This is a genomic window from Mycolicibacterium sp. MU0053, from assembly GCF_963378095.1.
Classification (GTDB): domain Bacteria; phylum Actinomycetota; class Actinomycetes; order Mycobacteriales; family Mycobacteriaceae; genus Mycobacterium; species Mycobacterium burgundiense.
In genome coordinates, this window is sequence record NZ_OY726397.1 from 1,157,606 (window position 1) to 1,183,420 (window position 25,815).

General features: G+C 67.1%; 26 protein-coding genes. 13 read left to right on the top strand and 13 right to left on the bottom strand.

What is annotated here, in order from left to right:
* The 3 genes from narH to narI are packed head-to-tail and all read left to right on the top strand — an operon-like array spanning position 1 to position 3,030.
* Positions 1-1,650, top strand: coding sequence for a nitrate reductase subunit beta (narH, locus tag RCP80_RS05490; protein WP_308481374.1), 1,650 nt, complete (start codon positions 1-3; stop codon positions 1,648-1,650).
* Positions 1,647-2,312, top strand: coding sequence for a nitrate reductase molybdenum cofactor assembly chaperone (gene narJ / locus RCP80_RS05495; protein ID WP_308481375.1), 666 nt, complete (start codon positions 1,647-1,649; stop codon positions 2,310-2,312). Before narH ends, narJ begins: the two co-directional genes overlap by 4 nt.
* Positions 2,305-3,030, top strand: coding sequence for a respiratory nitrate reductase subunit gamma (gene narI / locus RCP80_RS05500; protein ID WP_308481376.1), 726 nt, complete (start codon positions 2,305-2,307; stop codon positions 3,028-3,030). Before narJ ends, narI begins: the two co-directional genes overlap by 8 nt.
* Positions 3,031-3,035: 5 nt before the next feature.
* Here the strand turns inward: narI and RCP80_RS05505 are convergent, their stop codons facing one another.
* The 7 genes from RCP80_RS05505 to RCP80_RS05535 all read right to left on the bottom strand — a co-directional run bounded on the left by RCP80_RS05505 (position 3,036) and on the right by RCP80_RS05535 (position 8,228).
* Complete coding sequence (locus RCP80_RS05505; protein ID WP_308481377.1) at positions 3,036-3,359, bottom strand: cytochrome C oxidase subunit IV family protein; 324 nt, start codon at positions 3,357-3,359, stop codon at positions 3,036-3,038.
* A gap of 1 nt (position 3,360) precedes the next feature.
* Positions 3,361-3,879, bottom strand: coding sequence for a cytochrome c oxidase subunit 3 family protein (locus tag RCP80_RS05510; RefSeq protein ID WP_308482713.1), 519 nt, complete (start codon positions 3,877-3,879; stop codon positions 3,361-3,363).
* A 117-nt stretch (positions 3,880-3,996) separates the two neighbouring features.
* Positions 3,997-4,746, bottom strand: a complete 750-nt coding sequence (locus tag RCP80_RS05515) for a hypothetical protein (RefSeq protein ID WP_308481378.1) — start codon at positions 4,744-4,746, stop codon at positions 3,997-3,999.
* On the bottom strand, positions 4,743-5,486 hold the full coding sequence (locus RCP80_RS05520; protein ID WP_308481379.1) for a hypothetical protein: 744 nt from the start codon (positions 5,484-5,486) through the stop codon (positions 4,743-4,745). The genes RCP80_RS05515 and RCP80_RS05520 overlap by 4 nt, the downstream gene beginning before the upstream one ends.
* A gap of 259 nt (positions 5,487-5,745) precedes the next feature.
* Positions 5,746-7,464 carry a BCCT family transporter gene (locus RCP80_RS05525; protein WP_308482714.1) on the bottom strand — a complete coding sequence of 573 codons (1,719 nt, stop codon included), beginning with the start codon at positions 7,462-7,464 and terminating at the stop codon, positions 5,746-5,748.
* A 239-nt stretch (positions 7,465-7,703) separates the two neighbouring features.
* Positions 7,704-7,970, bottom strand: coding sequence for a hypothetical protein (locus tag RCP80_RS05530; protein WP_308481380.1), 267 nt, complete (start codon positions 7,968-7,970; stop codon positions 7,704-7,706).
* Between the two features lie 90 nt (positions 7,971-8,060).
* Positions 8,061-8,228, bottom strand: a complete 168-nt coding sequence (locus RCP80_RS05535) for a hypothetical protein (protein WP_308481381.1) — start codon at positions 8,226-8,228, stop codon at positions 8,061-8,063.
* Positions 8,229-8,283: 55 nt separating this feature from the next.
* Here RCP80_RS05535 and typA point away from each other — a divergent pair, with 55 nt between their 5' ends.
* Together typA and RCP80_RS05545 are read left to right on the top strand one after the other, a co-directional pair.
* Positions 8,284-10,191 (top strand): translational GTPase TypA, encoded by a 1,908-nt coding sequence (gene typA, locus RCP80_RS05540; RefSeq protein ID WP_308481382.1) that lies wholly within the window; start codon positions 8,284-8,286, stop codon positions 10,189-10,191.
* A gap of 54 nt (positions 10,192-10,245) precedes the next feature.
* Entirely contained in the window at positions 10,246-12,117 is a 1,872-nt protein-coding gene (locus RCP80_RS05545; protein WP_308481383.1) for an ABC transporter family substrate-binding protein, read from the top strand.
* Positions 12,118-12,126: 9 nt separating this feature from the next.
* Here RCP80_RS05545 and RCP80_RS05550 read toward each other — a convergent pair whose 3' ends face one another.
* On the bottom strand, positions 12,127-13,278 hold the full coding sequence (locus tag RCP80_RS05550; protein WP_308481384.1) for a hypothetical protein: 1,152 nt from the start codon (positions 13,276-13,278) through the stop codon (positions 12,127-12,129).
* Between the two features lie 219 nt (positions 13,279-13,497).
* Here RCP80_RS05550 and mshB point away from each other — a divergent pair, with 219 nt between their 5' ends.
* The 3 genes from mshB (at position 13,498) to RCP80_RS05565 (ending at position 17,871) form a co-directional block, all read left to right on the top strand.
* Positions 13,498-14,385: an N-acetyl-1-D-myo-inositol-2-amino-2-deoxy-alpha-D-glucopyranoside deacetylase gene (gene mshB / locus RCP80_RS05555; RefSeq protein ID WP_308481385.1), complete on the top strand. Its 888-nt coding sequence runs from the start codon at positions 13,498-13,500 to the stop codon at positions 14,383-14,385.
* Positions 14,386-14,638: 253 nt separating this feature from the next.
* On the top strand, positions 14,639-15,112 hold the full coding sequence (locus RCP80_RS05560) for a hypothetical protein (RefSeq protein ID WP_373693451.1): 474 nt from the start codon (positions 14,639-14,641) through the stop codon (positions 15,110-15,112).
* Positions 15,113-15,294: 182 nt separating this feature from the next.
* Positions 15,295-17,871, top strand: a complete 2,577-nt coding sequence (locus RCP80_RS05565) for a bifunctional FO biosynthesis protein CofGH (RefSeq protein ID WP_308481387.1) — start codon at positions 15,295-15,297, stop codon at positions 17,869-17,871.
* Positions 17,872-17,892: 21 nt separating this feature from the next.
* On the opposite strand, the gene RCP80_RS05570 is transcribed toward RCP80_RS05565, so the two are convergent.
* The 3 genes from RCP80_RS05570 to RCP80_RS05580 are packed head-to-tail and all read right to left on the bottom strand — an operon-like array spanning position 17,893 to position 20,503.
* Positions 17,893-18,177 (bottom strand): hypothetical protein, encoded by a 285-nt coding sequence (locus RCP80_RS05570; RefSeq protein WP_308481388.1) that lies wholly within the window; start codon positions 18,175-18,177, stop codon positions 17,893-17,895.
* Positions 18,174-19,898 (bottom strand): aa3-type cytochrome oxidase subunit I, encoded by a 1,725-nt coding sequence (ctaD, locus tag RCP80_RS05575; RefSeq protein ID WP_308481389.1) that lies wholly within the window; start codon positions 19,896-19,898, stop codon positions 18,174-18,176. Before ctaD ends, RCP80_RS05570 begins: the two co-directional genes overlap by 4 nt.
* The gene (locus RCP80_RS05580) at positions 19,895-20,503 is read right to left on the bottom strand and encodes a DUF2249 domain-containing protein (protein ID WP_308481390.1); all 609 of its coding nucleotides are present in this window, start codon (positions 20,501-20,503) and stop codon (positions 19,895-19,897) included. Before RCP80_RS05580 ends, ctaD begins: the two co-directional genes overlap by 4 nt.
* 49 nt (positions 20,504-20,552) lie before the next feature.
* On the opposite strand from RCP80_RS05580, the gene fdxA reads away from it, so the two are divergent.
* The 5 genes from fdxA to RCP80_RS05605 all read left to right on the top strand — a co-directional run bounded on the left by fdxA (position 20,553) and on the right by RCP80_RS05605 (position 23,091).
* Entirely contained in the window at positions 20,553-20,894 is a 342-nt protein-coding gene (gene fdxA, locus RCP80_RS05585; protein ID WP_308481391.1) for a ferredoxin, read from the top strand.
* A complete protein-coding gene (locus RCP80_RS05590; RefSeq protein ID WP_308481392.1) occupies positions 20,891-21,520 on the top strand; it encodes a helix-turn-helix transcriptional regulator in 630 nt (209 codons plus the stop codon). Before fdxA ends, RCP80_RS05590 begins: the two co-directional genes overlap by 4 nt.
* Positions 21,517-21,948, top strand: coding sequence for a hypothetical protein (locus tag RCP80_RS05595; RefSeq protein ID WP_308481393.1), 432 nt, complete (start codon positions 21,517-21,519; stop codon positions 21,946-21,948). The genes RCP80_RS05590 and RCP80_RS05595 overlap by 4 nt, the downstream gene beginning before the upstream one ends.
* Positions 21,949-21,958: 10 nt before the next feature.
* Entirely contained in the window at positions 21,959-22,453 is a 495-nt protein-coding gene (locus RCP80_RS05600; protein WP_308481394.1) for a group III truncated hemoglobin, read from the top strand.
* Positions 22,454-22,539: 86 nt separating this feature from the next.
* Positions 22,540-23,091 (top strand): YceI family protein, encoded by a 552-nt coding sequence (locus RCP80_RS05605; RefSeq protein ID WP_308481395.1) that lies wholly within the window; start codon positions 22,540-22,542, stop codon positions 23,089-23,091.
* Between the two features lie 94 nt (positions 23,092-23,185).
* Here the strand turns inward: RCP80_RS05605 and RCP80_RS05610 are convergent, their stop codons facing one another.
* A complete protein-coding gene (locus RCP80_RS05610; RefSeq protein WP_308481396.1) occupies positions 23,186-25,219 on the bottom strand; it encodes an NADPH-dependent 2,4-dienoyl-CoA reductase in 2,034 nt (677 codons plus the stop codon).
* Complete coding sequence (locus tag RCP80_RS05615; protein ID WP_308481397.1) at positions 25,216-25,782, bottom strand: PadR family transcriptional regulator; 567 nt, start codon at positions 25,780-25,782, stop codon at positions 25,216-25,218. The genes RCP80_RS05610 and RCP80_RS05615 overlap by 4 nt, the downstream gene beginning before the upstream one ends.
* Positions 25,783-25,815 lie beyond the last annotated feature (33 nt).

The window sequence follows — 25,815 nt, forward strand, 5'->3', positions numbered from 1 at the left end:
ATGAAAGTCATGGCGCAGATGGCGATGGTGATGAACCTCGACAAGTGCATCGGCTGCCACACCTGCTCGGTGACGTGCAAGCAGGCCTGGACCAACCGCGCCGGCACCGAGTACGTCTGGTTCAACAACGTCGAAACCCGCCCCGGCATCGGGTATCCGCGCACCTACGAGGATCAGGAGCGGTGGCGCGGCGGCTGGATCCGGGATCGGAAGGGCCGGCTGCGGTTACGCGACGGCGGACGGCTGGCCAAGCTGCTGCGGATCTTCTCCAACCCGAAGTTGCCGTCGATCGACGACTACTACGAGCCGTGGACGTACGACTACGAGAACCTGACCTCGGCACCGCTGGGTGAGCACATGCCGGTCGCGCCGCCGCGCAGCCTGATCAGCGGCAAACCGATGAAGGTGTCCTGGTCGGCGAACTGGGACGACGACCTGGGCGGGTCGCCGGAGATCGTGCCGCACGACCCGGTGCTCAAGCAGGTCAGTGAGCGCATCAAGCTGGAACTCGAAGAGACCTTCATGTTCTATCTACCCCGGATCTGCGAGCACTGCCTCAACCCGTCGTGTGTCGCGTCCTGCCCGTCCGGCGCGATGTACAAGCGCAGCGAGGATGGCATTGTGCTGGTCGACCAGGACAAGTGCCGGGGATGGCGGATGTGTGTGTCCGGATGTCCTTACAAGAAGGTCTATTTCAACCACAAGACCGGCAAGGCCGAGAAGTGCACGCTGTGCTATCCGCGGATCGAGGTCGGGTTGCCGACGGTGTGCTCGGAGACCTGCGTGGGCCGGTTGCGTTACCTGGGACTGGTCCTCTACGACGTCGACCGGGTGCTCGAAGCCGCGTCGGTCCCCGACGACAAGGACCTCTACGAGGCGCAGCGGCAAATCCTGTTGGACCCCAGCGATCCCCAGGTGATCGCCGGCGCGCGCGCGGAGGGGATCTCCGACGAGTGGATCGAGGCCGCCCAGCGCTCGCCGATCTATGCCCTGATCAACACCTACAAGGTGGCGCTACCGCTGCATCCGGAATACCGCACCATGCCGATGGTCTGGTACATCCCGCCGCTGTCGCCGGTGGTCGACGCCGTCAGCCGCGACGGCCACGACGGCGAGGACCTGGGCAACCTGTTCGGGGCGTTGGAATCGCTGCGCATCCCCATCGAGTACCTGGCCGGGTTGTTCACCGCCGGGGACACCGCCCCGGTCGAGGCGGTGCTGCGCAAGCTGGCCGCCATGCGGTCCTACATGCGCGACATCAACCTGGGGCGGGACACCCAGCCGCACATTCCGGAGTCGGTCGGTCTGACCGAGGAACAGATGTACAACATGTACCGCCTGCTCGCGATCGCGAAATACGACGAGCGGTATGTGATTCCCAGCGCCTATGCCCCCTCGGTGCAGAATTTCGAGGAGCCCGGCTGTTCGCTGGACTTCGACGGCGGGCCCGGCATGTACGAGTCCGGCCCGTTCGGAGAGGCCAGCGGCGGGCCGGTGGCGGTCGCGGTCGAGACGTTCCATGCCCTCCAGCATCGGCAGACCTCCGAGGGCATGGCGGCCAACGCCGAGCGGCCGTCCCGGATGAACCTGCTCAACTGGGACGGCCGCGGGGTGCCGGCGGGAATGTTCCCGGACGGGGGCGACACATGAAACTGCTGAACCGCGGCGGCGACACCACCCGGCGGGATCGGGTGGTGTGGCAGACCGCCTCGCTGCTGCTGGCCTACCCCGACGAGGATTGGGCCCGGCAGTTGGATACCGTCGCCGACCTGCTGACCCACCTCCACGGCCCGGCCCGGGAGTTGCTCGCGCTCGCCCACACCGAGCTCAGCGCGCTGGCCCCGCGGCAGGCCGCCGAGGAGTACGTGGCCACCTTCGACCTGCGCCGGCGCTCCACGATGTACCTGACCTACTGGACCGCCGGCGATACCCGCAACCGTGGCGTGGCGATGCTCGCGTTCGTCACCGCTTACCGGAACTCCGGGGCCCAGGCTCCGAAATCGGAGGCGCCCGATCATCTTCCGGTTGTGCTCGAGTTCGCGGCCAGGGTCGACCCGGTGGCCGGGCGTCGGCTGCTGGCCGAGCATCGGGTGCCCATCGAGGTGCTGCAGGAGTCTCTGGCCGAATCCGGCTCGGTGTATGCCCACGTGGTGGCCGCGGTGTGTACCACGCTGCCCCGGGCCACCGACCAGGAGGTGCAGCGGGCCCAGCGCCTCGCCCAGGCCGGCCCGCCCGCCGAGGCGGTCGGCCTGCAGCCGTTCACGTTGACCGTGCCGCCGCGGCGCACTACGGAAGGTGCCGGACATGGGTGAGATCTTCTGGGACGCCATCCCCTATGTGACGCTGGCCGTCGTCGTCGTGGGCAGTTGGTGGCGCTACCGGTACGACAAGTTCGGCTGGACCACCCGGTCTTCACAGCTGTACGAATCGCGCCTGCTGCGCATCGGCAGCCCGATGTTCCACTTCGGCATCCTGGTGGTGATCGCCGGCCACTTCATCGGGTTGGTGATACCGCAGTCCTGGACCCAGGCGGTGGGCTTGAGCCAGCACGCCTACCACGTGCAGGCGGTGCTGCTCGGCACGATCGCCGGGGTGTCCACGCTGCTCGGCATCACGCTGCTGATCTACCGACGCCGCACCACCGGGCCGGTCTTCATGGCCACCACCGCCAATGACAAGTTGATGTACGTGGTGCTGGTCGCCGCGATCGTGGCCGGATTGTGCGCCACCGCCCTGGGTTCCGGGCTGGTGGGCGAGGAGCACAACTACCGCGAGACGGTGTCGCCGTGGTTCCGCTCCATCTGGGTGCTGCAGCCGCGCGGCGATCTGATGGTGCAGGCGCCGATGTATTTCCAGCTGCATGCGCTGATCGGGCTGGTGCTGTCCTGCCTGTGGCCGTTCACCCGGCTGGTGCACGCGTTCAGCGCCCCGATCGCCTACCTGTTCCGGCCCTACATCGTCTACCGCAGCCGCGACGTCGCCAAGGACAGCGAGCTGATCGGCTCCCAACCCCATCGCAGGGGCTGGTGAGCCGCTCAGAACAGGTAGATCACGAACACCGACAGATGCAGCAGCACCAGCCACGCATCGCAGCTGCGGCGCAGCCACTGCGGAGCGGTGCGCACCTCCATGAAGTAGCGCATCACCAGCCGCGACTTGATGAATGTCAGCAGCAGCACCAGAGCCGTGATGGGCACACTGGGATCGACGGTGTTCTTGAAATGCGCGGGAGCCAGCCACCACGATCCGATTGTGATGAGGCACAGCGCAATCCAGGCCAAGTTGATGGTGCGCGCCGTCGTGGCGGGGGCTGCCGCCCCGGCCGCCGCGCCGGCCGATGTGCCGGATGTCGTGGTCATGTCACCTCATCACGTAGAGCAGGCCGAAGATGATCACCCAGAGCAGGTCCACCATGTGCCAGTACAGTGCGCCGGTTTCGACCATCGAGGTGCGGCGCCGCCCGGGATTGCGCAACTCCCGGATGACCACGCCCAACACGACAAGCCCGATCAACACGTGCAGCAGGTGGACACCGGTGATCACGTAGTAGAACGAATAAAACATCTCGGAGTTGGTGTGGCCGGCGCCGATCTTGCTGGCCCATTCGTAGCTCTTGAACACCATGAAGAGCACGCCGCAGATCCCCGCGCCGTACACCAGCCGGATCGCTTGGACGTGCCGTCCGGCCCTGGCCGCCATCACGGCTCGGGCAATGAACCATGAACTGGTCAACAAGATCACGGTGTTCAAGACGCCGATGTTGACGTCGAGATGTTGCTGCGCCCGGAGGAACTCCGCGGGATTCATGCTCCGGTAGATCATGAAGATGATGAAGTAGCCGGCGAAGATGACGAGATCGCCGAGCACCATCACCCACATGTCCAGCCCGCCCGCCAGGTGCGCAGGGCGCGTAGCGGTCGCGGCCGGCGCGTCGCGCACCTGCGTCGTCGGCGGCGGTGAGTCGGAGGGTGTCACTGAGGTTTCCTTCGATCGAGGTCAGTCCACGGGTGGGGCGTCGAGCGGTTCGCGCGCGGCGGCCCGCTTGAGCAACACGATCAGCGCCCCCAGCCAGACGGTGAACACCACCACCGCCCACCAGAACGCCAGCGAGCCGTTCCAGGCCATCGGGCCGGACTGGAAGACGAACATCTGGGTGGCGATCACCTCGGTCACGACCTGCCAGATCGACACGTAGGCAAACCATCTCGGGAAGACGTCGTTCTTGTCGTAGAGGATCGCAATCGCCAGCGCCAGGTAGGCCACCGTGAAGCAGCCCAATGATCCGTTGTAGGACAGCATCCCGAGGTCGTAGAGCAGACTGATGTGTTCCGGGTTGCGGTCGGGCCGAAACGCCGCGGTCAGGAAGCACACCCCGACGAGCAGGAAACCGGGTAGGGCTCCCACCCCCATGCCGCCGATGTAGACGTAGGCGAAGACCGATCCCGACGACATGCGTTTCATCTGGAACGCAACCAGCCCGTTGGTGATCGCGGCACCACCGAGCAGGATCAGCAGCACCATGAAGCCGATCTGGATGGTCAACCCGTTGGAGACGAAGAACGCCACCTTGTCGGCGTCGCTGACGTCGGGTCGCGGGGGCGGGGTCACCCTGGCCAGCACGCAGATGATGACGCCGAAGACCCCGTACCAGGCCGGGAAGAACCAGGTGATCAGGCGGACGTCGGGCTTGCCGCCCGGCGCCTCGGTGGGTGCCTCGGCGTCCCGATTGGGGGTCAGGATGCTCATCGCACCAGGCCCTCGTCGACGGCCTGCCGGTGCACCGCGCGGCGCAGTACGAAGAACATGACGATGACGAACGCGGCGAAGGCGCCGTTGCGCAACCAGAACGTGAGCAGTCCATCCCAGGCCAAGGGCCCGGTCTGGAACACCGCGGCGCCCGCGGCCGGGATCATCGCGAGCCCCGTCGCCACCGAATAGTGGCCCACCCAGCGGGGAAACACCGGGTCGGGCCCGTCGTCGAAGTACACCGCGAGCGCCAGCAGCGCGAACTGGGCGACCACCATGCCGACCGGCGCGATGAACACGATCCAGGCCAAGTCGTTGAGCAGCAGCACCAGTTCGGGGTTGCGTTCCGGCCGGAACGCCGCCACCAGGAAGAAGATGTTCGACAGCGCAAAGATGGTGGCACCACTGACGATTGCGGTCAGATAGCAGTACGCCAACACGTGGCTTTGCGTCCGCATCCGCTTCATCTGCACCACGATCACCATGAAGAACGGCAGGATCAGGATCCCGCACAGGTTGAACGTCACCTGGCTGAAGCGAATCCACGCGGTGTTCTCCGCATAGAACGCCGCCACCTCGTCGGCGGGCATGGTTGGCGAGATCGGCGGCCAGAACGCGGGGAACGCGAGCACCGCGATCAGCAGCACGAGGCCCACGGCCGGCCCGGTCCACAGGCTGATCCACTGCGTCCTGATGTTGCCGGCCCGGGGCGTGTCCTGGACCTGCTCGAGAATCTGCACCGCACCCTCCGATATGACTAAAGTCAGTAAACCCGCCGCTGCCCGGCCCGGTCTGGCGATCGTCGCGCCGCCACCGGCGCCGTGGGTAAAAGCCGATAGCCCAGCCGAAATCGCTACCTGAGGCAGGATAGCCGATTGGCTACCCTGAGGGGAAGGCCATTCTGAGTTCGGTCAGTCGGGCACCATGCGTGCGCAAACGAGAACGGCCACGAGATCCCGGGTACCGGGTTCGTGGCCGCTCTCGAGTGGTGCCGTTCGGTCAGTTCGGCGCGTCGGACCCAGCGGGGTTGCCCTCGTCCGGTCGGTGGTCGCCCAACGGGTCGACCGGGTCCGCGATGATCAACTCCCCGGTGTCGGGGCAGATCTGGTACGCCCCGGCGGCGATGTTCTCGACCATCACCAGACCGGACAGCGTCGCCGAGACATCCCGCCGCGATTGGGGCGGCGGGGCAACGCCTTCCGGCGTGGAGACTCGAATCAGCCGGGGAGTGGTGGCCAGGTCGTAGTGGAAGGCGCGCAGCATCGAGATGCACGCGATCACCATGATGATCGAGAACGGCACGGCGGTGACAATGGACGCGGTCTGCAACGCCGTCAGGGATCCGGCCCCTCCGACGATCAACAGGACCGCCGCGACAAGCCCTTGCAGGAACGCCCAGTAAACGCGCGTGATCTTGGGAGTTTCCAATTCACCACCGGAGGCAAGGATGTCGATGACCAGCGACCCCGAATCCGATGAGGTGATGAAGAAGAATGCGACCACCACCATGGCGAGCACACTGGTGATGGTCGCCAACGGCAGGCCGTTGAGAAGTTCGAACAACGATGTGTTGGTGTCCACCGCGCCGTCGACGAGCATGGTGCCCTCGTTGCGTTGACGCAGGATCGCCGAATCCCCGAACACGGTGAACCACAACGATCCGATGATTGTCGGGGTGAGCAACACCCCCGCCACGAACTCGCGAACGGTGCGACCGCGGGAGATGCGGGCGATGAACATGCCGACGAAGGGCGCCCAGCTGATCCACCAGCCCCAGTAGAAGATGGTCCATGTGCCCAGCCAGGAGCCGTCGGTGAAGGGACCGGTCCGCAGCATCAGTCCGGGCAGTGATTGCACATAGACGCCGAGGTTCTGCACCCAGGCCTGCAGCAGGAACAGGGTGGGACCCAACAGCAAAACGAAGGCGGCGAGGCAACCGGCCAGGATCATGTTGATGTTCGACAGCCATTTGAGTCCGCGAGTCACCCCACTCACCACCGAGAAGGTCGCCAACGCGGTGATCGCCGCGATCATCGCGACCGTCCACCAGTTGTTCACGCTGATCCAGCCCAGGTACTCGAGACCGGCGGCGATCTGGGTGATGCCGAAGCCCAGCGAGGTGGCGACCCCGAACAGGGTGCCCACAATGGCGACGGTGTCGACGGCGTGACCGATCACGCCCTCCACGCGTTCTTTGCCCAACAGCGGCTCCAACAGCCAGCGCACCGACAGCGGGCGGCCCCGGCGATAGGTCATGTACGCCATGCCGAGCCCGACCACCACATAGATGGCCCAGGCGTGCAGACCCCAGTGGAACAGCGTCAACGCCATGGCCTGGTTGGCGGCGGCATCAGTGGCGCCGGCGATCCCCGAGGAGGGCGGCGGGGTCACGTAGTGACTCAGTGGTTCGGCGACGCCGTAGAACACCAGCCCGATGCCCATCCCGGCGCTGAACAGCATCGCCAGCCAGGCCACGAAGCTGAACTCGGGGCGTTCATTGTCATCGCCGAGGCGAATGGTTCCGACCCGGGAGATCCCGCAGTACAGCGCGAAGCCGACGAAGCCCGTAGTGGCCAGGACATACCACCAGCCCACGCCGTCGGTGACGGCCGCGTTGAGCGTGCCGAATGCGTCGGCCGCCGTACCGGAGTACACCACCGCGAACAGCACCAGCCCGAAGATGATGAGCGAGGCGGGTACGAACACGCGCAGGTCGATGGTTTGCCGAACGGTGCCGAAGGGGCCTCGAGGTTTGCGGCTCGCGTCATCCGGGGTGGAGCGCTTGGTCACGGATTCTCCCTTGTTCGCTGCGGGCGCCTTGTTGAGGCCGGTGGTCGCAGGCGGTTTGAAGCCGCTGACGACCATACCGGGTCAGGTCAAGGGAGGCGGTGACGTCAGCGTCATCTTTGCTGGACAGCCGGCGTCGCCGGCCGGTTGTCCGTGGCGCGGTGTCAGAATCAGAAGTGCAAGGCGTCGTCACGCACCCGCACGGGAGCATCCCGGTGCTTGGACGCGTACATCGGGTGGAACAACACCGGATGGCGGCACTGCGGACACGACACCGACGGCTCGTTCACCGTGGAGCCGGTCAGGTGCCGGCATTCCTTGCAGTGCACGACGTAGAACGCGCCCATCCAATTGAGCAGACCGAGGCAGATCGCCACCGTGGCGACCGTCCCGACCACCGCAATCGCCAGAATTGCCAGAACTGTTGAGACCGTCATTCTGATTACCTCCACCAACGTTCATCCATACGTGACGGATATCTCAACGGTACGCCTGAATGGACCCGGCAGGCGGGCATTGCGGAGGGTTCAGGACTTCCGGGCGCGCTTGTAGACCTTGTGGAGTTCTTTGCCTCGGATTCCCAGGATTTCGGCCTTGTGGACCTTGTTGAGTACCAGCGGACAACGTTTGCAGCGCGGCTTGCTGCGGCAGCACTTCTTCTTCGGCTTGAGGCTGCCGAACTTGCTTGACTTCACGTGGCTGTGGGGTCTCGTTTTCGTGATAGGGGGCCTGCACTGCGACAATCTGTTAGTGAATTCTCGCCCCAACTTTAGAAACGTCGCGATCGTCGCCCATGTCGACCACGGCAAGACGACTCTGGTCGACGCCATGCTGCGGCAATCGGGGGCCTTGACCCACCGAGGTGATGATGCCACCGAACGCATCATGGACTCCGGTGACCTGGAAAAAGAAAAAGGCATCACGATCCTGGCGAAGAACACCGCGGTGCACCGGCACAACCCGGATGGCACGGTCACCGTCATCAACGTGATCGACACCCCCGGGCACGCCGATTTCGGCGGCGAGGTCGAACGCGGGCTGTCGATGGTCGACGGCGTGGTTTTGCTGGTCGACGCCTCCGAGGGACCGCTACCGCAGACCCGGTTCGTGGTGCGCAAGGCGCTGGCCGCGCATCTGCCGGTGATCCTCGTCGTCAACAAGACGGACCGGCCCGACGCGCGGATCTCGGCGGTGGTCAGCGACAGCCATGATCTGCTGCTCGACGTGGCCGCCGACCTGGACGACGCGGCCGCGGAAGCCGCCGAGCATGCGTTGGGGCTGCCGACGCTATTCGCCTCGGGTCGCGCCGGCGTGGCCTCAACCACCCAACCGGCCGACGGCGAGGTGCCGGACGGGGAGAATCTCAACCCGCTGTTCGACGTGCTGATGGAGCACATCCCGCCGCCGTCGGGTGATCCCGATGCGCCGCTGCAGGCGTTGGTCACCAACCTCGACGCCTCGGCGTTCCTGGGCCGACTGGCCTTGGTCCGCATCGCCAACGGCCGCCTCAAGAAGGGCCAGCAGGTCGCGTGGATGCGCGAGGTGGACGGCCAACCGGTTATCACCAGCGCCAAGATCACCGAACTGCTCGCCACCGAGGGCGTCGAGCGCGCACCTACCGCCGAGGCGACAGCGGGTGACATCGTGGCCGTGGCGGGCCTGCCCGAGATCATGATCGGCGACACGCTGGCCGACCCCGACCATGCCCACGCGCTGCCGCGCATCACGGTCGACGAGCCGGCCATCTCCGTGACCGTCGGTACCAACACCTCGCCGTTGGCGGGCCGGGTGTCCGGCCACAAGCTGACCGCGCGAATGGTCAAGAACCGCTTGGATGCCGAACTCGTGGGCAATGTGTCCATCCGGGTGGTCGACATCGGCCGGCCGGACGCCTGGGAGGTGCAGGGGCGCGGTGAGCTGGCGTTGGCGATCCTGGTCGAGCAGATGCGTCGGGAGGGCTTCGAGCTGACGGTGGGCAAGCCGCAGGTGGTCACCCGCACCATCGACGGCAAGCTGCACGAGCCGTTCGAGGCGCTGACCATCGACTGCCCCGAGGAATTCGTCGGGGCGATCACTCAACTGATGGCCGCCCGCAAGGGGCGCATGGAGGAAATGTCCAACCCCTCCACCGGCTGGGTGCGGATGGAATTCATTGTGCCCAGCCGCGGTCTGATCGGCTTCCGGACGGTGTTCCTCACCGAGACCCGCGGCACCGGGATTGCCAACGCGGTGTTCGACGGGTACCGCCCGTGGGCCGGGGAGATCCGGGCCCGGCACACCGGATCGCTGGTGTCGGACCGTACCGGGACCGTCACGCCGTTCGCGATGATCCAGCTGTCCGATCGCGGGCAGTTCTTTGTCGAGCCGGGGCAGGACACCTATGAGGGACAGGTGGTGGGCATCAACCCGCGGCAGGAAGATCTCGATATCAACATCACCCGCGAAAAGAAGCTGACCAACATGCGCGCCTCGACCTCCGAGGTGTTCGAGGCGCTGGCCAAGCCGCTGGAACTGGATCTCGAGAAGGCGATGGAGTTCTGCGCGGTCGACGAGTGCGTGGAGGTCACCCCGGAGATCGTGCGGGTGCGAAAGGTGGAACTGGTGGCCAGCCTGCGGGCGCGGGCGAAGGCGCGGGCGAAGCAGCAGGACAAGGTCTGACTCGGCGCCCCGCGCTGAGCGTTGACGAAGGCACACACGCGTGCCGATACCCTGATGGGCGTGCCAACCGCTCGCAGACGCCTCATGACGACTGCGGCATTACTGTCGCTGCTGGTCACCGGCGGTTGCACCGTGAGCCCGCCGCCGGCGCCGCAGAGCACCGAGACCACTGAAACCACCCCACCCCCGCCGCCCAAGGCGACGCAGATCATCATGGGGATCGACAACGTCGGTCCGGGCTTCAACCCCCATCTGCTGTCGGACCAATCCCCGGTCAACGCCGCGATCAGCGCGCTGGTACTGCCCAGCGCCTTCCGTCCGGTGCCCGACACCAAGAGCCCGACCGGATCGCGCTGGGAGATCGACAACACCCTGCTGGTGTCGGCCCAGGTCACCGACGAGGACCCGTTCACGGTGACGTACAAGATTCGGCCCGAGGCATCCTGGACCGACAACGCCCCGATCGCCGCCGACGACTTCTGGTACCTGTGGCGGCAGATCGTCAGCCAGCCCGGTGTCGTCGACCCGGCGGGCTACGACCTGATCACCGGAGTGCAGTCGGTCGACGGCGGCAAGACCGCGGTGGTCACCTTCTCCCAGCCCTACCTGGCCTGGCGCGAACTGTTCGCCAACATCGTGCCCGCGCACATCGTCAAGGACATCCCGGGCGGCTTCCCCGCGGGGTTGGCCCGCGTGATGCCGGTGACCGGCGGACAGTTCCGGGTGGAGACCATCGACCCGCAGCGCGACGAGATCCTGTTGGCGCGCAACGACCGGTACTGGGGTCCGCCGGCGGTGCCGGATCAGATTCTGTTCCGCCGGGCCGGAGCGCCTGCGGCACTGGCTGATTCGATTCGAAACGGGGACACCCAGGTGGCCCAGGTGCACGGCGGAGCGGCCACGTTCGCCCAGTTGTCGGCCATTCCGGATGTGCGCACCTCGCGGATCGTCACGCCGCGGGTCATGCAGCTGACGGTGCGAGGTCAGCAGCCGCACTTGACGGATCCGCAAGTGCGCAAGGGCATCTTGGGCCTGCTCGATGTCGACCTGCTGGCCGCCGTGGGCGCCGGTAGCGACAACACCGTGACGCTGGCGCAGGCACAGGTGCGCTCGCCGTCGGATCCCGGATATGTGCCGACGGCGCCGGCGGCACTCAGCCGCGACGCCGCCCTGGGTCTGCTCCAGGGCGCCGGATACATCGTCGAACAGGAGACTCCCGTCCCCGAGGAGCCCGCCCCGCCCCAGGGCGCGACGCGGGGGCGGATCAGCAAGGACGGCGAACAGTTGACGTTCGTCCTGGGCGTGGCATCCAACGACTCGACCTCGGTCGCGGTGGCCAACACCGCGGCGGACCAGTTGCGCAACGCCGGGATAGCGGCCTCGGTGCTACCGCTGGATCCGGTGACGCTCTATGGGGAGGCGTTGGCGAACAACAGGTTTGATGCGATTGTCGGCTGGCGTCACGCCGGTGGAGACCTCGCGACACGGCTGGAGTCGCGCTACGGGTGCCGGGCGCTGGAGGCCACCACGGTGTCGACCTCCGGTGCACCGCCGCCGGTGGAACCCCCGCCGCCGCCGACGGCTCAGCCGTCTCCGACCAAGCCGCCGGCGGCGCCCACCGTCACGACCACACCGCCGACGCCCACGCCCGAAGACGGGCGCCTGGTGCAGGCCCCCTCTAACCTGACCCAGGTCTGCGATCGCAGCATTCAACCCGCGATCGACGGGGCGCTCGACGGTTCGTTGGACATCGACGACGTGATAGAGGACGTCGAGCCCAAGTTGTGGAACATGTGGGCGGTGCTTCCGATCCTGCAGGACACCACGATCGTGGCCGCGGGACCGTCGGTGCACAACGTCAGCCTGTCCGGCGCGGTGCCGGTAGGCATCGTTGGAGACGCAGGGATCTGGACCAAGACGCCGTAGCGGGCGACCTCAGTCCTCGGTGGTTTCCGACTTCTCGGAGGTCTCGGACTCGGTGGCCACGCCGGTGCCGTTCTTCTTCTTGCTCTTCGGCGTGGTGAGCCGCTTGACGGTGCGATCGATACGGTCCGAGGTCGACTGCAGCTGCTTGTTGATCGACGTGACGGCCGCCCGGACGGGGCGCGGCTTGCTCTTCGGGACGCCCGCCGTGTCCGACTCTGGCGCGACCGACGAGAGCCGCTGTGGCAGTTGACGGTTCGAGGTCTTCCGTTCGGTGCCGGCGGTAAGACCGACGGCCTCGGACTCGGAGGTGTTCAGATTCGGGTCGACGCCCAGCGCGTCTGCGACCACGGTCCGCGTCTGCGCGCTGGCCTGCCACAACACGTCGTTGCGGAACTGCATGAGGGCGCCGTCCTCGGGACCGGCCACCTCGGGTTGCCTGTCGGTGCCGCCACCGAGCGACTCCGGAAGTACCCGCGCGACGGCCTCGATGCTCGGATCGGCGATCCACAGCGGTGCGTCGATGTACTGCCTGATGGCGCGGTAGAGGTCGGCTTCTTCACCGGTGGCGATGGCTTCGGCAATCGGGATCAGCCCGAGCGGGGCCAGCGCCAGTCCGGTGGCGAAATTCGTTGCGGAGGAGGTGAATCCGGTCGCCAGGACTGCTGCGGGATTCGCGTCGATGGTCGACGGGACCTCGAGTACGTCGGCAACGAAGTTGCGCGCCTGGGCGGTGGCCGACCACAGCACGTCGTTGCGGAACTGCAGGAGCGTGCCGTCGCCGTCGGCCGTGGTGGATTCGTTGCCCGAACCCCCGCCGAGCTGAGCGGGAAGGATGTCCGCCAGCGCTTCCAGGGCGGGATCGGCGGCCCACAGCGGGCCATCGATGCTCTGCCGCAGCGCCGCGTACAGCAATTCGCGATCATTGCCGGCAATCGCCACCGCCATGATCAGCGGGTTCAGCGGCGCCGCGGCCAGGCCCTCGACGATCCGCTGCGCGGACAGCGCCAGTAGCTCCGGCGGAGCTTCGGTGTAGCTGGCCATCATCGCCACCGGCAAGGTGGCCGATTTCGCCGTTGCTGCTGGTGCTACCGGCGCGACCGCAATCACGCTGGCGCCCACGAGCGCCACCCCCGCCGTCAGACCGCACTGGACACGCTTCATATATGAACCCCCCTGGATTCCTCGTCAACAACCCCGACGCCAGCGAAGCTACCGGGAGGGACCGGCAACATTTAAGGTTCTTCTCAGCTTCGTCACGGGTTGTTCACGGGCGGCGCCGCGGGCGAACCGTCGGTGCCGGCCCACGCCGCTGGGGAGCGGATCGCCTCGACCTCGGCGTTGCTGCATCGCGCGGCCAGCTACCACGCTTAGGCTATGTCGATGCGAAACGCGCGGCCGTGCATGCTGTTCGTCCACGCCCACCCGGATGACGAGACCATCACCACCGGAGCGACCATTGCCCACTACGCCGCCCGCGGTGTCGAGGTGTACGTCGTCACCTGCACGCTGGGTGAGGAGGGAGAGGTCATCGGCGACCGCTGGGCGCAGTTGGCGGCCGACTTCGCCGACCAGCTCGGCGGCTACCGGATCGCCGAACTGTGCTCGGCGTTGCACCTGCTCGGAATCGACGACCCGATTTTCCTCGGCGGGGCGGGGCACTGGCGAGACTCCGGGATGGCGGGCACCGAGCCGCGGTCGCAGCAGCAGCGTTTTGTGGACGCCGATCAACACGAGGCCGTCGGCGCCCTGGTCGACATAGTGCGCGAACTGCGCCCCCACGTCGTCGTCACGTATGACCCCAACGGCGGTTACGGGCATCCCGACCACATCCGCGCCCATCAGATCACCACCGCGGCGGTCGCCGCAGCGGCCACCGACGACTACCCGGGCGAGCCCTGGCAGGTGCCGAAGTTCTATTGGACGGTGATGTCGAAATCCGCGCTGCAGGCCGGTATCTCGGAACTGGGCGACGACGACATTCTGCCGCATTGGGTCGTCCCGCCCAGCGACCTCGATTTCGGCTTCGAGGACGACCAGATCACCGCGATGGTGGACGCCGTCGAGGGCCTGGACGCGAAAATCGAGGCGTTGGGCGCGCACGCCACCCAGGTCACCGTGGGGCCGACGGGGCGGGCCGCAGCGCTGTCGAACAACCTGGCGTTGCCCATCCTCGGGCACGAGTACTACGTCCTGGCCTCGGGTGTGGCCGGCGACCGTGACGAGCGGGGCTGGGAAACCGACCTGCTGGCCGGACTCGTCGACGTCTAGCGACAACGAGACGCCGGCGGGACTGCCCCCTCTCAGTCCCGCCGGCGAGCCTTGGCGCGCATCCGAAGTTACGACCGGCCGCGGGGCCGGGAAGCGAGGTCGACCCAACTTGCGTAATGGCGCCGGAGAGTCGGGTAGCGCGCTACCTGTTTCGGGTAGGCTCCCCGACAGCGGCACATCGGAAGGGGCGGACCATGGATCCAGATTTGGACCCGAACCTGCAGCATTGGCAGGACCGGATGGACAACTTCCAGTGGGTCGTGGGGTCGCTGGCCGGACTGCTCGACAGCGTCCCGACCTGATCGACCGACGCGGATTGGACTCCGCCGCACGCCCCGTCATCCTGGGCCTACTGGCCATCGACGGAATCATCTGTGCGGTCATGGCCGCGCTGTTCCTGCCCTCCTACATCGGGGCCATCCCGTTCCCCGTCAGCGCGCTGATCGCCGGCGTCGTCAACCTCGCCCTGGTGTGGGCCGCCGCGCAGTGGACCAGCGAAACGCGCCTGGCGGCGCTGCCGTTGTGGACGTGGTTGGGAACCGTGGCCGTACTGACCTTCGGCGGACCCGGGGGCGACGTGATGTTCGGCGGATCAGGACTGCGCGCCTTCTATCCGATCCTGTTGATCGTCGTGGGCGCCGGGCCCAGCGCCTGGTTGCTGCTGCGTGACGGGGCCGTCACCGCCCCGCCACGGGCTGATCGGGCAGCCGGGAACAGTCCTCGCTGACGCTGTACCCCGAGTGGATCAGATCCGGCGTCGGTCCCGCAATCGTGGTAAGTCGCACGCAGAGGTACCGGCGTGTGCGGCGGCCGCGCCCGCGCGGCTAGGGTGGGTGCGGTCAGGCAGCGCCGAGGTTTCAGATGGTGGGACGCACGGATGAATCTCAATCAGCGACGGGTTACACGGGAGTGGCTCTGAACCCGCAGCACTCCGACCTGCCCACGCCGTCCATCCCCGCCGAACCGGTGGTGTCCAGTCCCGCCGCGATGCGGCGGGTGTTGCGCCGGGCGCGTGATGGGGTGGCGCTCAATGTCGATGAGGCTGTTGTTGCCCTGGGTGCCCGTGGTGATGATCTGGCTGATTTGTGTGCCAGTGCGGCGCGGGTGCGTGATGCGGGTTTGGAGTCGGCGGGTCGGCGCGGTGCGGCTGGCAGGTTGCCGATCAGCTATTCGCCGAAGGTGTTCATTCCGGTCACCCACCTGTGCCGCGACACGTGCCATTACTGCACGTTTGTGACGGTGCCGGGCAAGTTGCGGGCGGCGGGGTTGGGCATGTACATGGAGCCCGATGAGATTGTGGCGGTGGCCCGCGAGGGTGCCGCGGTGGGCTGCAAGGAGGCGTTGTTCACGCTGGGGGATCGTCCGGAGGCGCGGTGGCCTGAGGCCCGGCAGTGGCTCGATGAGCGCGGGTATGACTCGACGTTGGATTACGTGCGGGCGATGGCGATTCGGGTGCTGGAGGAAACCGGTCTGCTGCCGCACCTGAATCCGGGTGTGATGAGTTGGTCGGAGCTCTCGCGGCTCAAGCCGGTGGCGCCGTCGATGGGCATGATGCTGGAGACCACCTCGCGTCGGCTCTTCGAGACCAAGGGCGAGGCGCATTACGGCAGCCCGGATAAGGATCCGGTGGTGCGGCTGCGGACGCTGACCGATGCGGGGCGCCTGTCGATTCCGTTCACCACCGGTCTGTTGGTCGGTATCGGCGAGACGTTGACCGAGCGGGCCGAGACGATCCATGCGATCCGTAAGTCCCACAAGGAGTTCGGACATGTCCAGGAAGTGATCGTGCAGAACTTCCGGGCCAAGGACCACACCGCGATGGCGGCGGCGCCCGATGCCGGCTTCGAGGACTTCGTGGCGACGATCGCGGTGACGCGGTTGGTGCTGGGGCCCGGTATGCGGGTGCAGGCTCCGCCGAATCTGGTGTCGCGGCAGCAGTGTCTGGCGTTGGTGGGCGCCGGTGTTGACGACTGGGGTGGGGTGTCGCCGGTGACGCCGGATCATGTCAATCCGGAGCGGCCGTGGCCGGCGCTGCAGGAGTTGGCCGAGATCACCGCCGAGGCCGGTTACGACCTGGTGGCGCGGTTGACCGCGCAGCCGCGTTACGTGCAGGCCGGGTCGGCGTGGATCGACCCGCGGGTACGAGCCCATGTCGATGCCCTGGCCGATCCGGCCACCGGGTGGGCGCGCGAGGTCAACCCGGTCGGGTTGCCGTGGCAGGAACCCGATGAGGCCTCGGAGTCGTTGGGGCGCACCGATTTGCACACCGCGATCGACACCGACGGCAGGCTGACCGAGACCCGCAGCGATCTGGACAGCGCCTTCGGCGACTGGGAGTCCATCCGGGCGCAGGTGCACGAATTGGCCGCGCGCGCCCCGGAGCGCATCGACACCGATGTGCTCGCGGCGTTGCGCTCAGCCGAGCGGGATCCGGCCGGTTGCAGCGACGACGAGTATCTGGCGCTGGCCACCGCCGACGGTCCGGCGCTGGAGGCGGTGGCCGCCTTAGCTGATGCGCTGCGCCGCGACACCGTGGGCGAGGACGTCACCTACGTGGTCAACCGCAACATCAACTTCACCAACATCTGCTACACCGGCTGCCGGTTCTGCGCGTTCGCCCAACGCAAGGGCGACGCCGATGCGTTCTCGCTGTCGGTCGAGGAGGTCGCGGATCGGGCGTGGGAGGCTCATGTCGCCGGGGCCACCGAGGTGTGTATGCAAGGTGGGATCGATCCGGAGTTGCCGGTGACCGGGTACGCCGATCTGGTGCGGGCGGTCAAGGCCAGGGTGCCGGCGATGCATGTGCACGCGTTCTCGCCCATGGAGATCGCCAACGGCGTGACCAAGACCGGGTCGAGCATCCGGCAGTGGCTGACCGAGTTGCGCGAGGCCGGTCTGGGTTCGATTCCGGGCACGGCCGCCGAAATACTCGACGACGAGGTCCGGTGGGTGCTCACCAAGGGCAAGCTGCCGACCTCGATGTGGATCGAGGTCGTCTCCACCGCCCACGAGGTGGGGCTGCCCTCGAGCTCGACGATGATGTACGGCCATGTCGACACCCCGGCGCACTGGGTGGGCCACCTCAACGTGCTACGCGAGATCCAGGACCGCACCGGCGGATTCACCGAATTCGTGCCGCTGCCGTTCGTACACCAATCCTCGCCGCTGTATCTGGCCGGCGCCGCCCGGCCCGGCCCGACCCACCGCGACAACCGCGCCGTGCACGCGCTGGCCCGGATCATGTTGCACGGCCGGATCGCCAACATCCAGACCAGCTGGGTCAAACTCGGGGTGGAACGCACCCAGGTGATGCTCCAAGGCGGCGCCAACGACCTCGGCGGCACCCTGATGGAAGAAACCATCTCCCGGATGGCCGGCTCCGAGAACGGCTCGGCCAAATCGGTCGAAGAACTGACCGCGATCGCCACCGGCATCGGCCGACCCGCCCGCCAACGCACCACCACCTACAGCGCCCACGGCGCGTAGCGCCGTCCCGCGGGACCTGTCCTAGCGCTGCAGTTCCCTGTGCAGGTGCTCAACGTAGTCGTCGTAAAACGTTGCGACGTCCTGCAGGTCGAGGTCGGTGGGCAGGTCGTCGGCGCGTTGGCGTTCGGTCAGGTAGGCGATGGTCGCTGCGATCACGCGGGTCTCGTCGGCCTCGACGCCGGCGATGCGGCTCACCACGGCGGGGTCGGCGCGCACCCGAAGCGTCACGGTGTCGTCGTCCATGCCGACGTAGGCGAGGTAATCGTGGTCGCCGAGCGCCTCGATGTCCAGTTGCTGGTTCGTCATTTCACACCTCGTTGTTGATGGGACCGTCCCACGTGGGCTTCGGCTTGCAGCCGTTCCGCCATGTGCGGGTAGTGCAGTTCGAAAGCCGGTCGCTCCGAACGGATCCGGGGCAGCTCGGTGAAGTTGTGCCGTGGTGGTGGGCAGGTGGTCGCCCATTCCAGGGAGTTGCCGTGGCCCCAGGGATCGTCGACGGTGACCACCTCGCCGTAGCGCCAACTCTTGAACACGTTCCACACGAACGGCAGCATCGAGATCCCCAGTAGCAGCGCGCCGATCGTCGAGAGGACATTGAGCGTGGTGAACCCGTCGGTGGGCAGGTAGTCGGCATAGCGGCGCGGCATGCCCTCGTTGCCGAGCCAGTGTTGCACCAGGAATGTGGTGTGGAATCCGATCAGGGTCAACCAGAAGTGCAGCTTGCCCAGTCGCTCGTCGAGCAGCCTTCCGGTCATCTTCGGGAACCAGAAGTACACCCCGGCGAACGACGCGAACACGATGGTGCCGAACAACACGTAGTGGAAGTGCGCCACCAGGAAGTAGGTGTCGGTGATGTGGAAGTCCAGCGGCGGGCTGGCGAGCATCACGCCCGAGAGGCCGCCGAGCAGGAAGGTCACCATGAAGCCGACGGAGAACAGCATCGGCGTCTCAAATGTCAACTGCCCCCGCCACATTGTGCCCAGCCAGTTGAAGAACTTGATCCCGGTGGGCACGGCGATCAGGTACGACATCAGCGAGAAGAACGGCAGCAGCACCGCGCCGGTGGCGAACATGTGGTGGGCCCAGACCGCGGTCGACAGCGCCGCGATCGCGACCGTCGCGTACACCAGCGTGGTGTAGCCGAAGACGGGCTTGCGGGAGAACACCGGGAAGATCTCGGTGACGATGCCGAAGAACGGCAACGCCACGATGTAGACCTCGGGATGCCCGAAGAACCAGAAGAGGTGTTGGTAGAGCAGCACCCCACCATTGGCGGGGTCGTAGATGTGCGCGCCGAGGTGGCGGTCGGCGGCCAGGCCCAGCAGCGCCGCCGTCAGCAACGGAAAGGCCATCAGCACCATGATGCTCGTGATGAAGACGTTCCAGGTGAAGATCGGCATCCGGAACATCGTCATCCCCGGGGCGCGCATGCACACCACCGTGGTGATCATGTTCACCCCGCCGAGGATGGTCCCCAGCCCGCTGACGGCCAGGCCGACGATCCACAGATCGGCGCCGGCGCCCGGGGATCCGATGGCGTCGGACAACGGCGCGTAGGCGGTCCAGCCGAAGTCGGCGGCCCCGCCGGGGGTGATGAAGCCCGATAGCGCGATCAGCGCGCCGAAGACGAACAGCCAGAACGACATTGCGTTCAATCGCGGGAAGGCGACATCGGGGGCGCCGATCTGCAGCGGCAGCACCAGGTTGGCGAAGCCGAACACTATGGGTGTCGCGTAGAACAGCAGCATCACCGTGCCGTGCATGGTGAACAACTGGTTGTACTGCTCGGTGGAGAAAAACTGCAGCCCCGGGCCCACGAGTTCGGCGCGGATCAGCAATGCCATCAGGCCGCCGATGAAGAAGAAGGTGAAACACGCGACCATGTACATCATGCCGATGAGCTTGTGATCGGTGGTCGTGATCACCTGGTAGATCAGATTCCCCTTGGGCCCCAACCGTTCCCGGAAGGGTCGCACCGCCACCAGCGTGTCGCCGACGGGCGCGGGGACCTCGGGCGCGGCGGTCATGGCCGGGACCGCGGTTCCGGCGGTTGCAGAACGAGGGCTTTGCGACGCTGGTGCACGGTCAGGTACCGCAACCCGTTGCGGCCCGCGCTGAACTTGCGCTGCGACCGTCGCGGTAGCCAGACCAGATCGCCCGGTGCGAGCGCGAGATGGGTTTCCAGTTCGGTGGTCAATTGACCGTCACCGGAGAGCACATAGATCAGCACGTCAAGGTCCGGTCCGGTGTGGCTGTCGATCCCGCCGCCCGGGGCCAGCGCGACGATGTTGGAGTCCAGGTCCCGCTGGGCCACCGGGATGTTCCACACCGCGCCGGTGGCGTCGGCGTCCTGGGCTTCGGCGGTGCGCATCGTGTTGACCAGGACGCGCGGCAACGCCGTGGCGGTGCGCTTGCCGATGAGGATGTGCCACTCCTTGGGGCCGCGTTGCAGATACGTCCAGTCGTGGCTGCCGGGGTAGTCGGCGTCGAACTCGTCGCGCAGATGTTTCGGGTCGTGGTTGTTGACCAGCACGAAGGAGCCGCCCACGGGCAGGTGGGCGTACGCCGCGAAAATCGCCGGGTGCTTGTCGGGTTTGGGGAGTCCGCGGACATCGAGTTGCTGTTCGGTCATCGAGAATCTCCCTAGTTTCTACAAGCGGTTGTTGTGTAAACTATCGCTCATGACCTACGTGATCGGCAAGCCCTGTGTGGATGTGAAGGATCGGGCCTGCGTGGAGGAGTGCCCGGTCGACTGCATCTACGAAGGCGGCCGGGCCCTGTACATCCATCCCGACGAGTGCGTGGACTGCGGCGCCTGCGAACCGGTGTGTCCGGTGGAGGCGATCTACTACGAGGACGATCTACCGGACGAGCTCACCCCGTATGCGACAGACAACGCAGAGTTTTTCACCGAGACGTTGCCGGGTCAGGACGGACCGCTGGGATCGCCCGGCGGAGCGGCGAAACTGGGACCCATCGGTGCCGACGCACCGTTGGTCGCCAGCCTGCCGCCGCAGCAGTGAACACCCAGGCCGGCGGCCGGCGCCGCGACGTATTGGCGATCCTTCGCGACGCCGAGGAGCCGCTGAGTATCGCCGCGATCGCCGAGCAACTGCAGGTACACCCCAACACCGTCCGGTTTCACCTCGACGCGTTGCAGGACAGTGGGCAGGTGGAGCGGGTGGCCGTCCGCCAGGCCAAGCCGGGTCGCCCGCCGCAGCTTTTCGCGGCGACCAGGGGCATGGATCCGGCCGGACCGCGCGACTACCGGTTGCTCGCCGCGGCGCTGACCGATTCGCTGGCCCGCAGCGCCGACACCGTCAAGACTGCCACCGCCTCCGGCCGGGCCATCGGCGCCGAACTCGGCCGCTCGCGACGCGACGCCGCGCAGGACGAACCGGTCGGGCAGCTGGTGGAACTTCTCGATGAACTCGGCTTCGCGCCCGAGGTGCAAGGCGCGCGGATCGGGTTGCGGCACTGTCCCTTTCTGGAGTTGGCGAAGGTGCACCCCGGGGTGGTGTGTCCCGTGCATCTGGGACTGATGCAGGGCGCGATGGAGGCCTGGGATGCCCCGATCGCCGTCGACGACCTCACCCCGTTCGTCGAGCCGGACCTGTGCGTGGCGCAACTGAGCGGAGCGTCGTCATGAGTGCCGCGGGCGCGGTCGCGGCGGGGGCGATCTTCTTCTGGCTGGGGATGGTGGCGGCCATCTCGTTCCTGGAGGCGCCGCTGAAGTTCCGGGCGCCCGGGGTCACGCTGCCGATCGGGCTGGGTATCGGTCGGCTGGTGTTCAGGGCGCTCAACGCGTGCGAAATGGTCCTGGCGGTGCTCGTCGTCGTCGCCCTGGTCCTCGGATCGCCGTCGGTCACGACCGCGGTCGCGGCGGGGGTGGCGATCGTGGCGCTGCTCATCCAAGTGCTGGCGGTGCGGCCCCGGCTGACGCGGCGCTCGAATGCGGTGCTCGCCGGGGCGGCGGAATCCGAGCAGCGGTCCCGGGTGCACTTCGTCTACCTGGGGCTGGAGCTCATCAAGGTGCTCGGGCTGATTGTGGCCGGCGTCCTGCTGTTGGCCGGGTGAAAGGAAAAGCATGACTGTTCCGACGATGGTGCGCTCCGATATCACCGACCGGGCCGACGTGTACGCGCTGTTGTCCCGCTTCTACGGCCAGGCGCTGATCGACGACGTGCTGGCCGAGCCGTTCAGCGAAGTCCGCGCCAAGGGCCTGGACGAACACCTGCCGGTGATGTGCGACTTCTGGGAGACCATGCTGCTGCGGGCCCGGCTCTATCAGCGCAGCGCGTTGGAGGTGCACCGCGAGGTGCATCTCAAGCATCCGCTGACCCACGAGCATTTCCTGCGCTGGTTGACGCTGTGGGTGGAGACCGTCGACGCCATGTTCAGCGGCCCGGTTGCGGAGAAGGCCAAGCTGCACGGCCGGCGTACCGCCTGGGCCTTCCATCGCCGACTGACCGGCCACGACGTCCCCGAACTCGACGCCGCCGCCCTCCCAACCCCGCGAGCGGGCGTGTCCCCGGGCGACAGGCCGCAGAATCTTCGTGGTTTGCGCACGTTGGCGCAGTGACCGCTCGGGAATTATCCGGACCGGAGTCCGGTTATGCCTAGAGGTGGCGCGGAAGGCCCGCGACCCATGCAACCCCTAGGAGCACGATGACCACCGTACTGACAACGACTCCACTGAGCGCCGGCACCTGGACCATTGACCCGGTGCATTCGGCGATCCAATTCTCGGTGCGCCACCTCGTGGTGAGCAAGGTCCGCGGGAACTTCGGCACCTTCTCCGGCGCCATCACCGTTGCCGAGGACGGGACGCCGTCGGTTTCGGCCGAGATCGACGTCGCCTCGGTCGACACTGGCAACGAGCAGCGCGACGCGCACATCAAGTCTGCCGAATTCTTTGACGTGGAGAAGTACCCGACCGCGACGTTCCGCTCGACCGGCGTCGAGGCAAAGGGCGACGACTACGTGCTCAACGGCGACTTCACCTTGCATGGCGTGACCAAGCCGATCAGCCTCGCCCTGGAGTTCGGCGGCATCAGCCCCGGCATGGGCAGCGGCGAGGTCGCCGGCTTCGAGGCTTCGGTGGTGTTGAACCGCAAGGACTTCGGCATTGACCTGGACATGCCGCTGGAGACGGGCGGGGCGGTCGTCGGCGACAAGGTCACCGTCACCGTCAACATCGAAGCGTTGCGACAGGCCTGACACCTGCCGCGAGCGGGCGCAAACCCCGTGATTATCGCGGCGTGTCGGCCGGGGACTCGCACGCTCGCGCGAATTGTTGGGGGGCGGGCAGGGGTCAGAGACGGGCCGCGAGCTCGGTGCCCTGCCGGATGGCGCGCTTGGCGTCGAGTTCGGCGGCCAGCGCCGCCCCGCCGATGATGTGCGGGTCGATGCCCCGGGCGCGCAGGCCGTCCTCGAGATCGCGCACCGGTTCCTGTCCGGCGCAGACCACCACGTTGTCCACGGCGAGCACCCGCGGATTCTTGCGGTTCTTGCCAAAGCTGATGTGCAGTCCGTCGTCGTCGATGCGCTCGTAGTTGACCCCGGAAAGCTGCTGTACGCCTTTGGCTTTCAGCGACGCCCGATGGACCCAGCCGGTGGTCTTGCCCAGGCCGCGGCCCTGTCGGCCGGGGCTGCGCTGCAGCAGGTAGACCGCACGCGCGGGTGGCGCGGGGATCGGCGTCGCCAACGCGCCACGCAACGTCGGTGGCCCCTCGTGCGGTGCCGGCGCGCCCCATTCGGCCCGCCAGTCCTTGAGGTTCAGCGTGGGGGATTCGTCGGTGGCCAATAGTTCACTGACGTCGAAACCGATTCCGCCGGCGCCGATCACCGCGACGCGGGCTCCGACGGGTTTGACCCCGTAGATCGCTTCGGGATAGGTCAGCACCATCGGGTGATCGATTCCCACGATGTCGGGCAGGCGGGGCGCCACTCCGGTGGCCAGCACCACGTCGTCGAATCCGACGAGGTCCGCGGCGCCGACCCGCGTGCCCAGCCGGACCTGCACGTCGTGCTTGGCCAGCATGGTCGTGTAATAGCGGACCGTCTGGTCGAATTCCTCCTTGCCCGGAATCCGGCGGGCCAGGTCGAACTGTCCGCCGATGAAGTCGTTCGCGTCGAACAGCGTCACGCGGTGGCCGCGCGCGGCGGCGGTCACGGCCGTCGACAACCCGGCCGGACCGGCACCGACGACCGCCACCGAACGGGCCCGAGCGGTGGGTCCGAGCACCAGCGTGGTCTCGTGTCCGGCACGCGGATTGACCAGGCACGACACGGTTTTGTGGACGAACGCGTGGTCCAGGCAGGCCTGATTGCAGGCGATGCAGGTGTTGATCTCGTCGGCGGCATCGGCGGCCGCCTTGGCCACCCAGGCCGGATCGCTCAACAACGGTCGGGCCATCGAGATCAGTTGCACGTGGGTGTCGGCGAGGATCTGCTCGGCGGCCTCGGGCATGTTGATCCGGTTGGACGCCACCACCGGGATGCCGACGTGTTCGGCCACCGCGCTGCTGATGTCGGCGAAGGCGGCGTTGGGCACCGAGGTGACGATCGTGGGCACCCGGGCCTCGTGCCAGCCGAAGCCGGAATTGATCAGCGTGGCCCCGGCCTCTTCGACTTCTTGTGCCAGCGCGATGATTTCGTCCCAGCTCTGGCCGTTGTCCACATAGTCGGCCATCGACAGCCGGTAGTCGATGATGAAGTCCGAACCCACCGCCGCCCGGGTGCGGCGCACGATCTCCACCGGCAGCCGGCGGCGCTTCTCCGGGGTGCCGCCCCAGGCGTCGGTGCGGCGATTGGTGCGGGGAGCCAGAAACTGATTCAGCAGATAGCCCTCGCTGCCCATGATCTCGACGCCGTCATAGCCGGCCTCGCGGGCCAGCACCGCGCACCTCACGAAGTCGTCGACGGTCTGCCGCACCCCGCGCCCGGACAGCGCCCGTGGCCGAAATGGGTTGATCGGGGCCTTGATCGACGACGCACTGACCGACAGCGGGTGGTAGGCGTAGCGCCCGGCGTGCAGGATTTGGAGCAGGATCTTGGCTCCCTCGTCGTGCACCGCCGCGGTGATGCGGCGATGCCGCCGCGCCTCGGTCGACGACAGCAGCTGCGCCGCGAAGGGCAGCAGCCATCCGGTGCGGTTGGGGGAGTAGCCGCCGGTGATGATCAGTCCGACGCCGCCGCGGGCGCGTTCGGCGAAGTACTCGGCGAGCCGTCCGGTGTCCTTGGCGCGATCCTCGAGTCCGGTGTGCATCGAGCCCATCACGACGCGGTTGCGCAGCGTCGTGAAGCCAAGATCCAACGGCGACAGCAGATTCGGGTAAGCGGTCATGACTGCCTTTCCAGTGCGGTCAGTACCTCGTCGAGCCAGTCGATCGAACCCTCCTCGGCCCGGATGCCGCCGCGCAGCACCAGGTATTGATGCAGGCTGGTGCCCGAGAGCCGACCGGGGTCCGGGAATTGGCTTTTCTCGAAGCCGCGGTAGGTGTCCAGCGCTGCCGCCCGTTCGGTTCGCAGCGCGACAATCTGCTCACGCAACGCGGCCACGGCGTGCGCTCCGCCGTAACCGGCGCCGCGGATCTTCACCGCCAGATCGCGGGTGCGGCCGTCGGTCAACGCGGTGCCCACGCCGTCCAGCGGGGCGGCGATCCACCGGGCGAGTTCGGCCCGCCCCAGCTCGGAGACGGTATAGACCTTCTTGTCCGGCCGGTTCTGCTGCGCGACGGGAGTGCCGTGCACCCAGCCGTCGGCGTCCATCACGCGCAGCGTGCGATAGATCTGCTGATGCGTCGCACTCCAGAAGTAGCCGATGCTGCGGTCGAACCTGCGCGCCAGTTCATATCCCGAGCCGGACTGCTCGGACAGCGACACCAGGATCGCGTGGGGCAGCGCCATGGGCACACAGTAGGCGATACCGCGAGTCCTATG

What these genes read in the sequence shown, in the direction of transcription:
- RCP80_RS05545 (WP_308481383.1), top strand. Translation starts at nt 10,246, where the DNA reads ATGGGCGTGCCAACCGCTCGCAGACGCCTCATGACGACTGCGGCATTA.
- RCP80_RS05580 (WP_308481390.1), bottom strand. Translation starts at nt 20,503, where the DNA reads ATGACCGAACAGCAACTCGATGTCCGCGGACTCCCCAAACCCGACAAG.
- fdxA (WP_308481391.1), top strand. Translation starts at nt 20,553, where the DNA reads ATGACCTACGTGATCGGCAAGCCCTGTGTGGATGTGAAGGATCGGGCC.
- mshB (WP_308481385.1), top strand. Translation starts at nt 13,498, where the DNA reads ATGCGAAACGCGCGGCCGTGCATGCTGTTCGTCCACGCCCACCCGGAT.
- RCP80_RS05530 (WP_308481380.1), bottom strand. Translation starts at nt 7,970, where the DNA reads ATGACGGTCTCAACAGTTCTGGCAATTCTGGCGATTGCGGTGGTCGGG.
- RCP80_RS05600 (WP_308481394.1), top strand. Translation starts at nt 21,959, where the DNA reads ATGACTGTTCCGACGATGGTGCGCTCCGATATCACCGACCGGGCCGAC.
- RCP80_RS05550 (WP_308481384.1), bottom strand. Translation starts at nt 13,278, where the DNA reads ATGAAGCGTGTCCAGTGCGGTCTGACGGCGGGGGTGGCGCTCGTGGGC.
- RCP80_RS05605 (WP_308481395.1), top strand. Translation starts at nt 22,540, where the DNA reads ATGACCACCGTACTGACAACGACTCCACTGAGCGCCGGCACCTGGACC.
- RCP80_RS05510 (WP_308482713.1), bottom strand. Translation starts at nt 3,879, where the DNA reads ATGTGGGTGATGGTGCTCGGCGATCTCGTCATCTTCGCCGGCTACTTC.
- ctaD (WP_308481389.1), bottom strand. Translation starts at nt 19,898, where the DNA reads ATGACCGCCGCGCCCGAGGTCCCCGCGCCCGTCGGCGACACGCTGGTG.
- narH (WP_308481374.1), top strand. Translation starts at nt 1, where the DNA reads ATGAAAGTCATGGCGCAGATGGCGATGGTGATGAACCTCGACAAGTGC.
- narI (WP_308481376.1), top strand. Translation starts at nt 2,305, where the DNA reads ATGGGTGAGATCTTCTGGGACGCCATCCCCTATGTGACGCTGGCCGTC.
- RCP80_RS05610 (WP_308481396.1), bottom strand. Translation starts at nt 25,219, where the DNA reads ATGACCGCTTACCCGAATCTGCTGTCGCCGTTGGATCTTGGCTTCACG.
- RCP80_RS05515 (WP_308481378.1), bottom strand. Translation starts at nt 4,746, where the DNA reads ATGAGCATCCTGACCCCCAATCGGGACGCCGAGGCACCCACCGAGGCG.
- narJ (WP_308481375.1), top strand. Translation starts at nt 1,647, where the DNA reads ATGAAACTGCTGAACCGCGGCGGCGACACCACCCGGCGGGATCGGGTG.
- RCP80_RS05615 (WP_308481397.1), bottom strand. Translation starts at nt 25,782, where the DNA reads ATGGCGCTGCCCCACGCGATCCTGGTGTCGCTGTCCGAGCAGTCCGGC.
- RCP80_RS05595 (WP_308481393.1), top strand. Translation starts at nt 21,517, where the DNA reads ATGAGTGCCGCGGGCGCGGTCGCGGCGGGGGCGATCTTCTTCTGGCTG.
- RCP80_RS05570 (WP_308481388.1), bottom strand. Translation starts at nt 18,177, where the DNA reads ATGACGAACCAGCAACTGGACATCGAGGCGCTCGGCGACCACGATTAC.
- RCP80_RS05505 (WP_308481377.1), bottom strand. Translation starts at nt 3,359, where the DNA reads ATGACCACGACATCCGGCACATCGGCCGGCGCGGCGGCCGGGGCGGCA.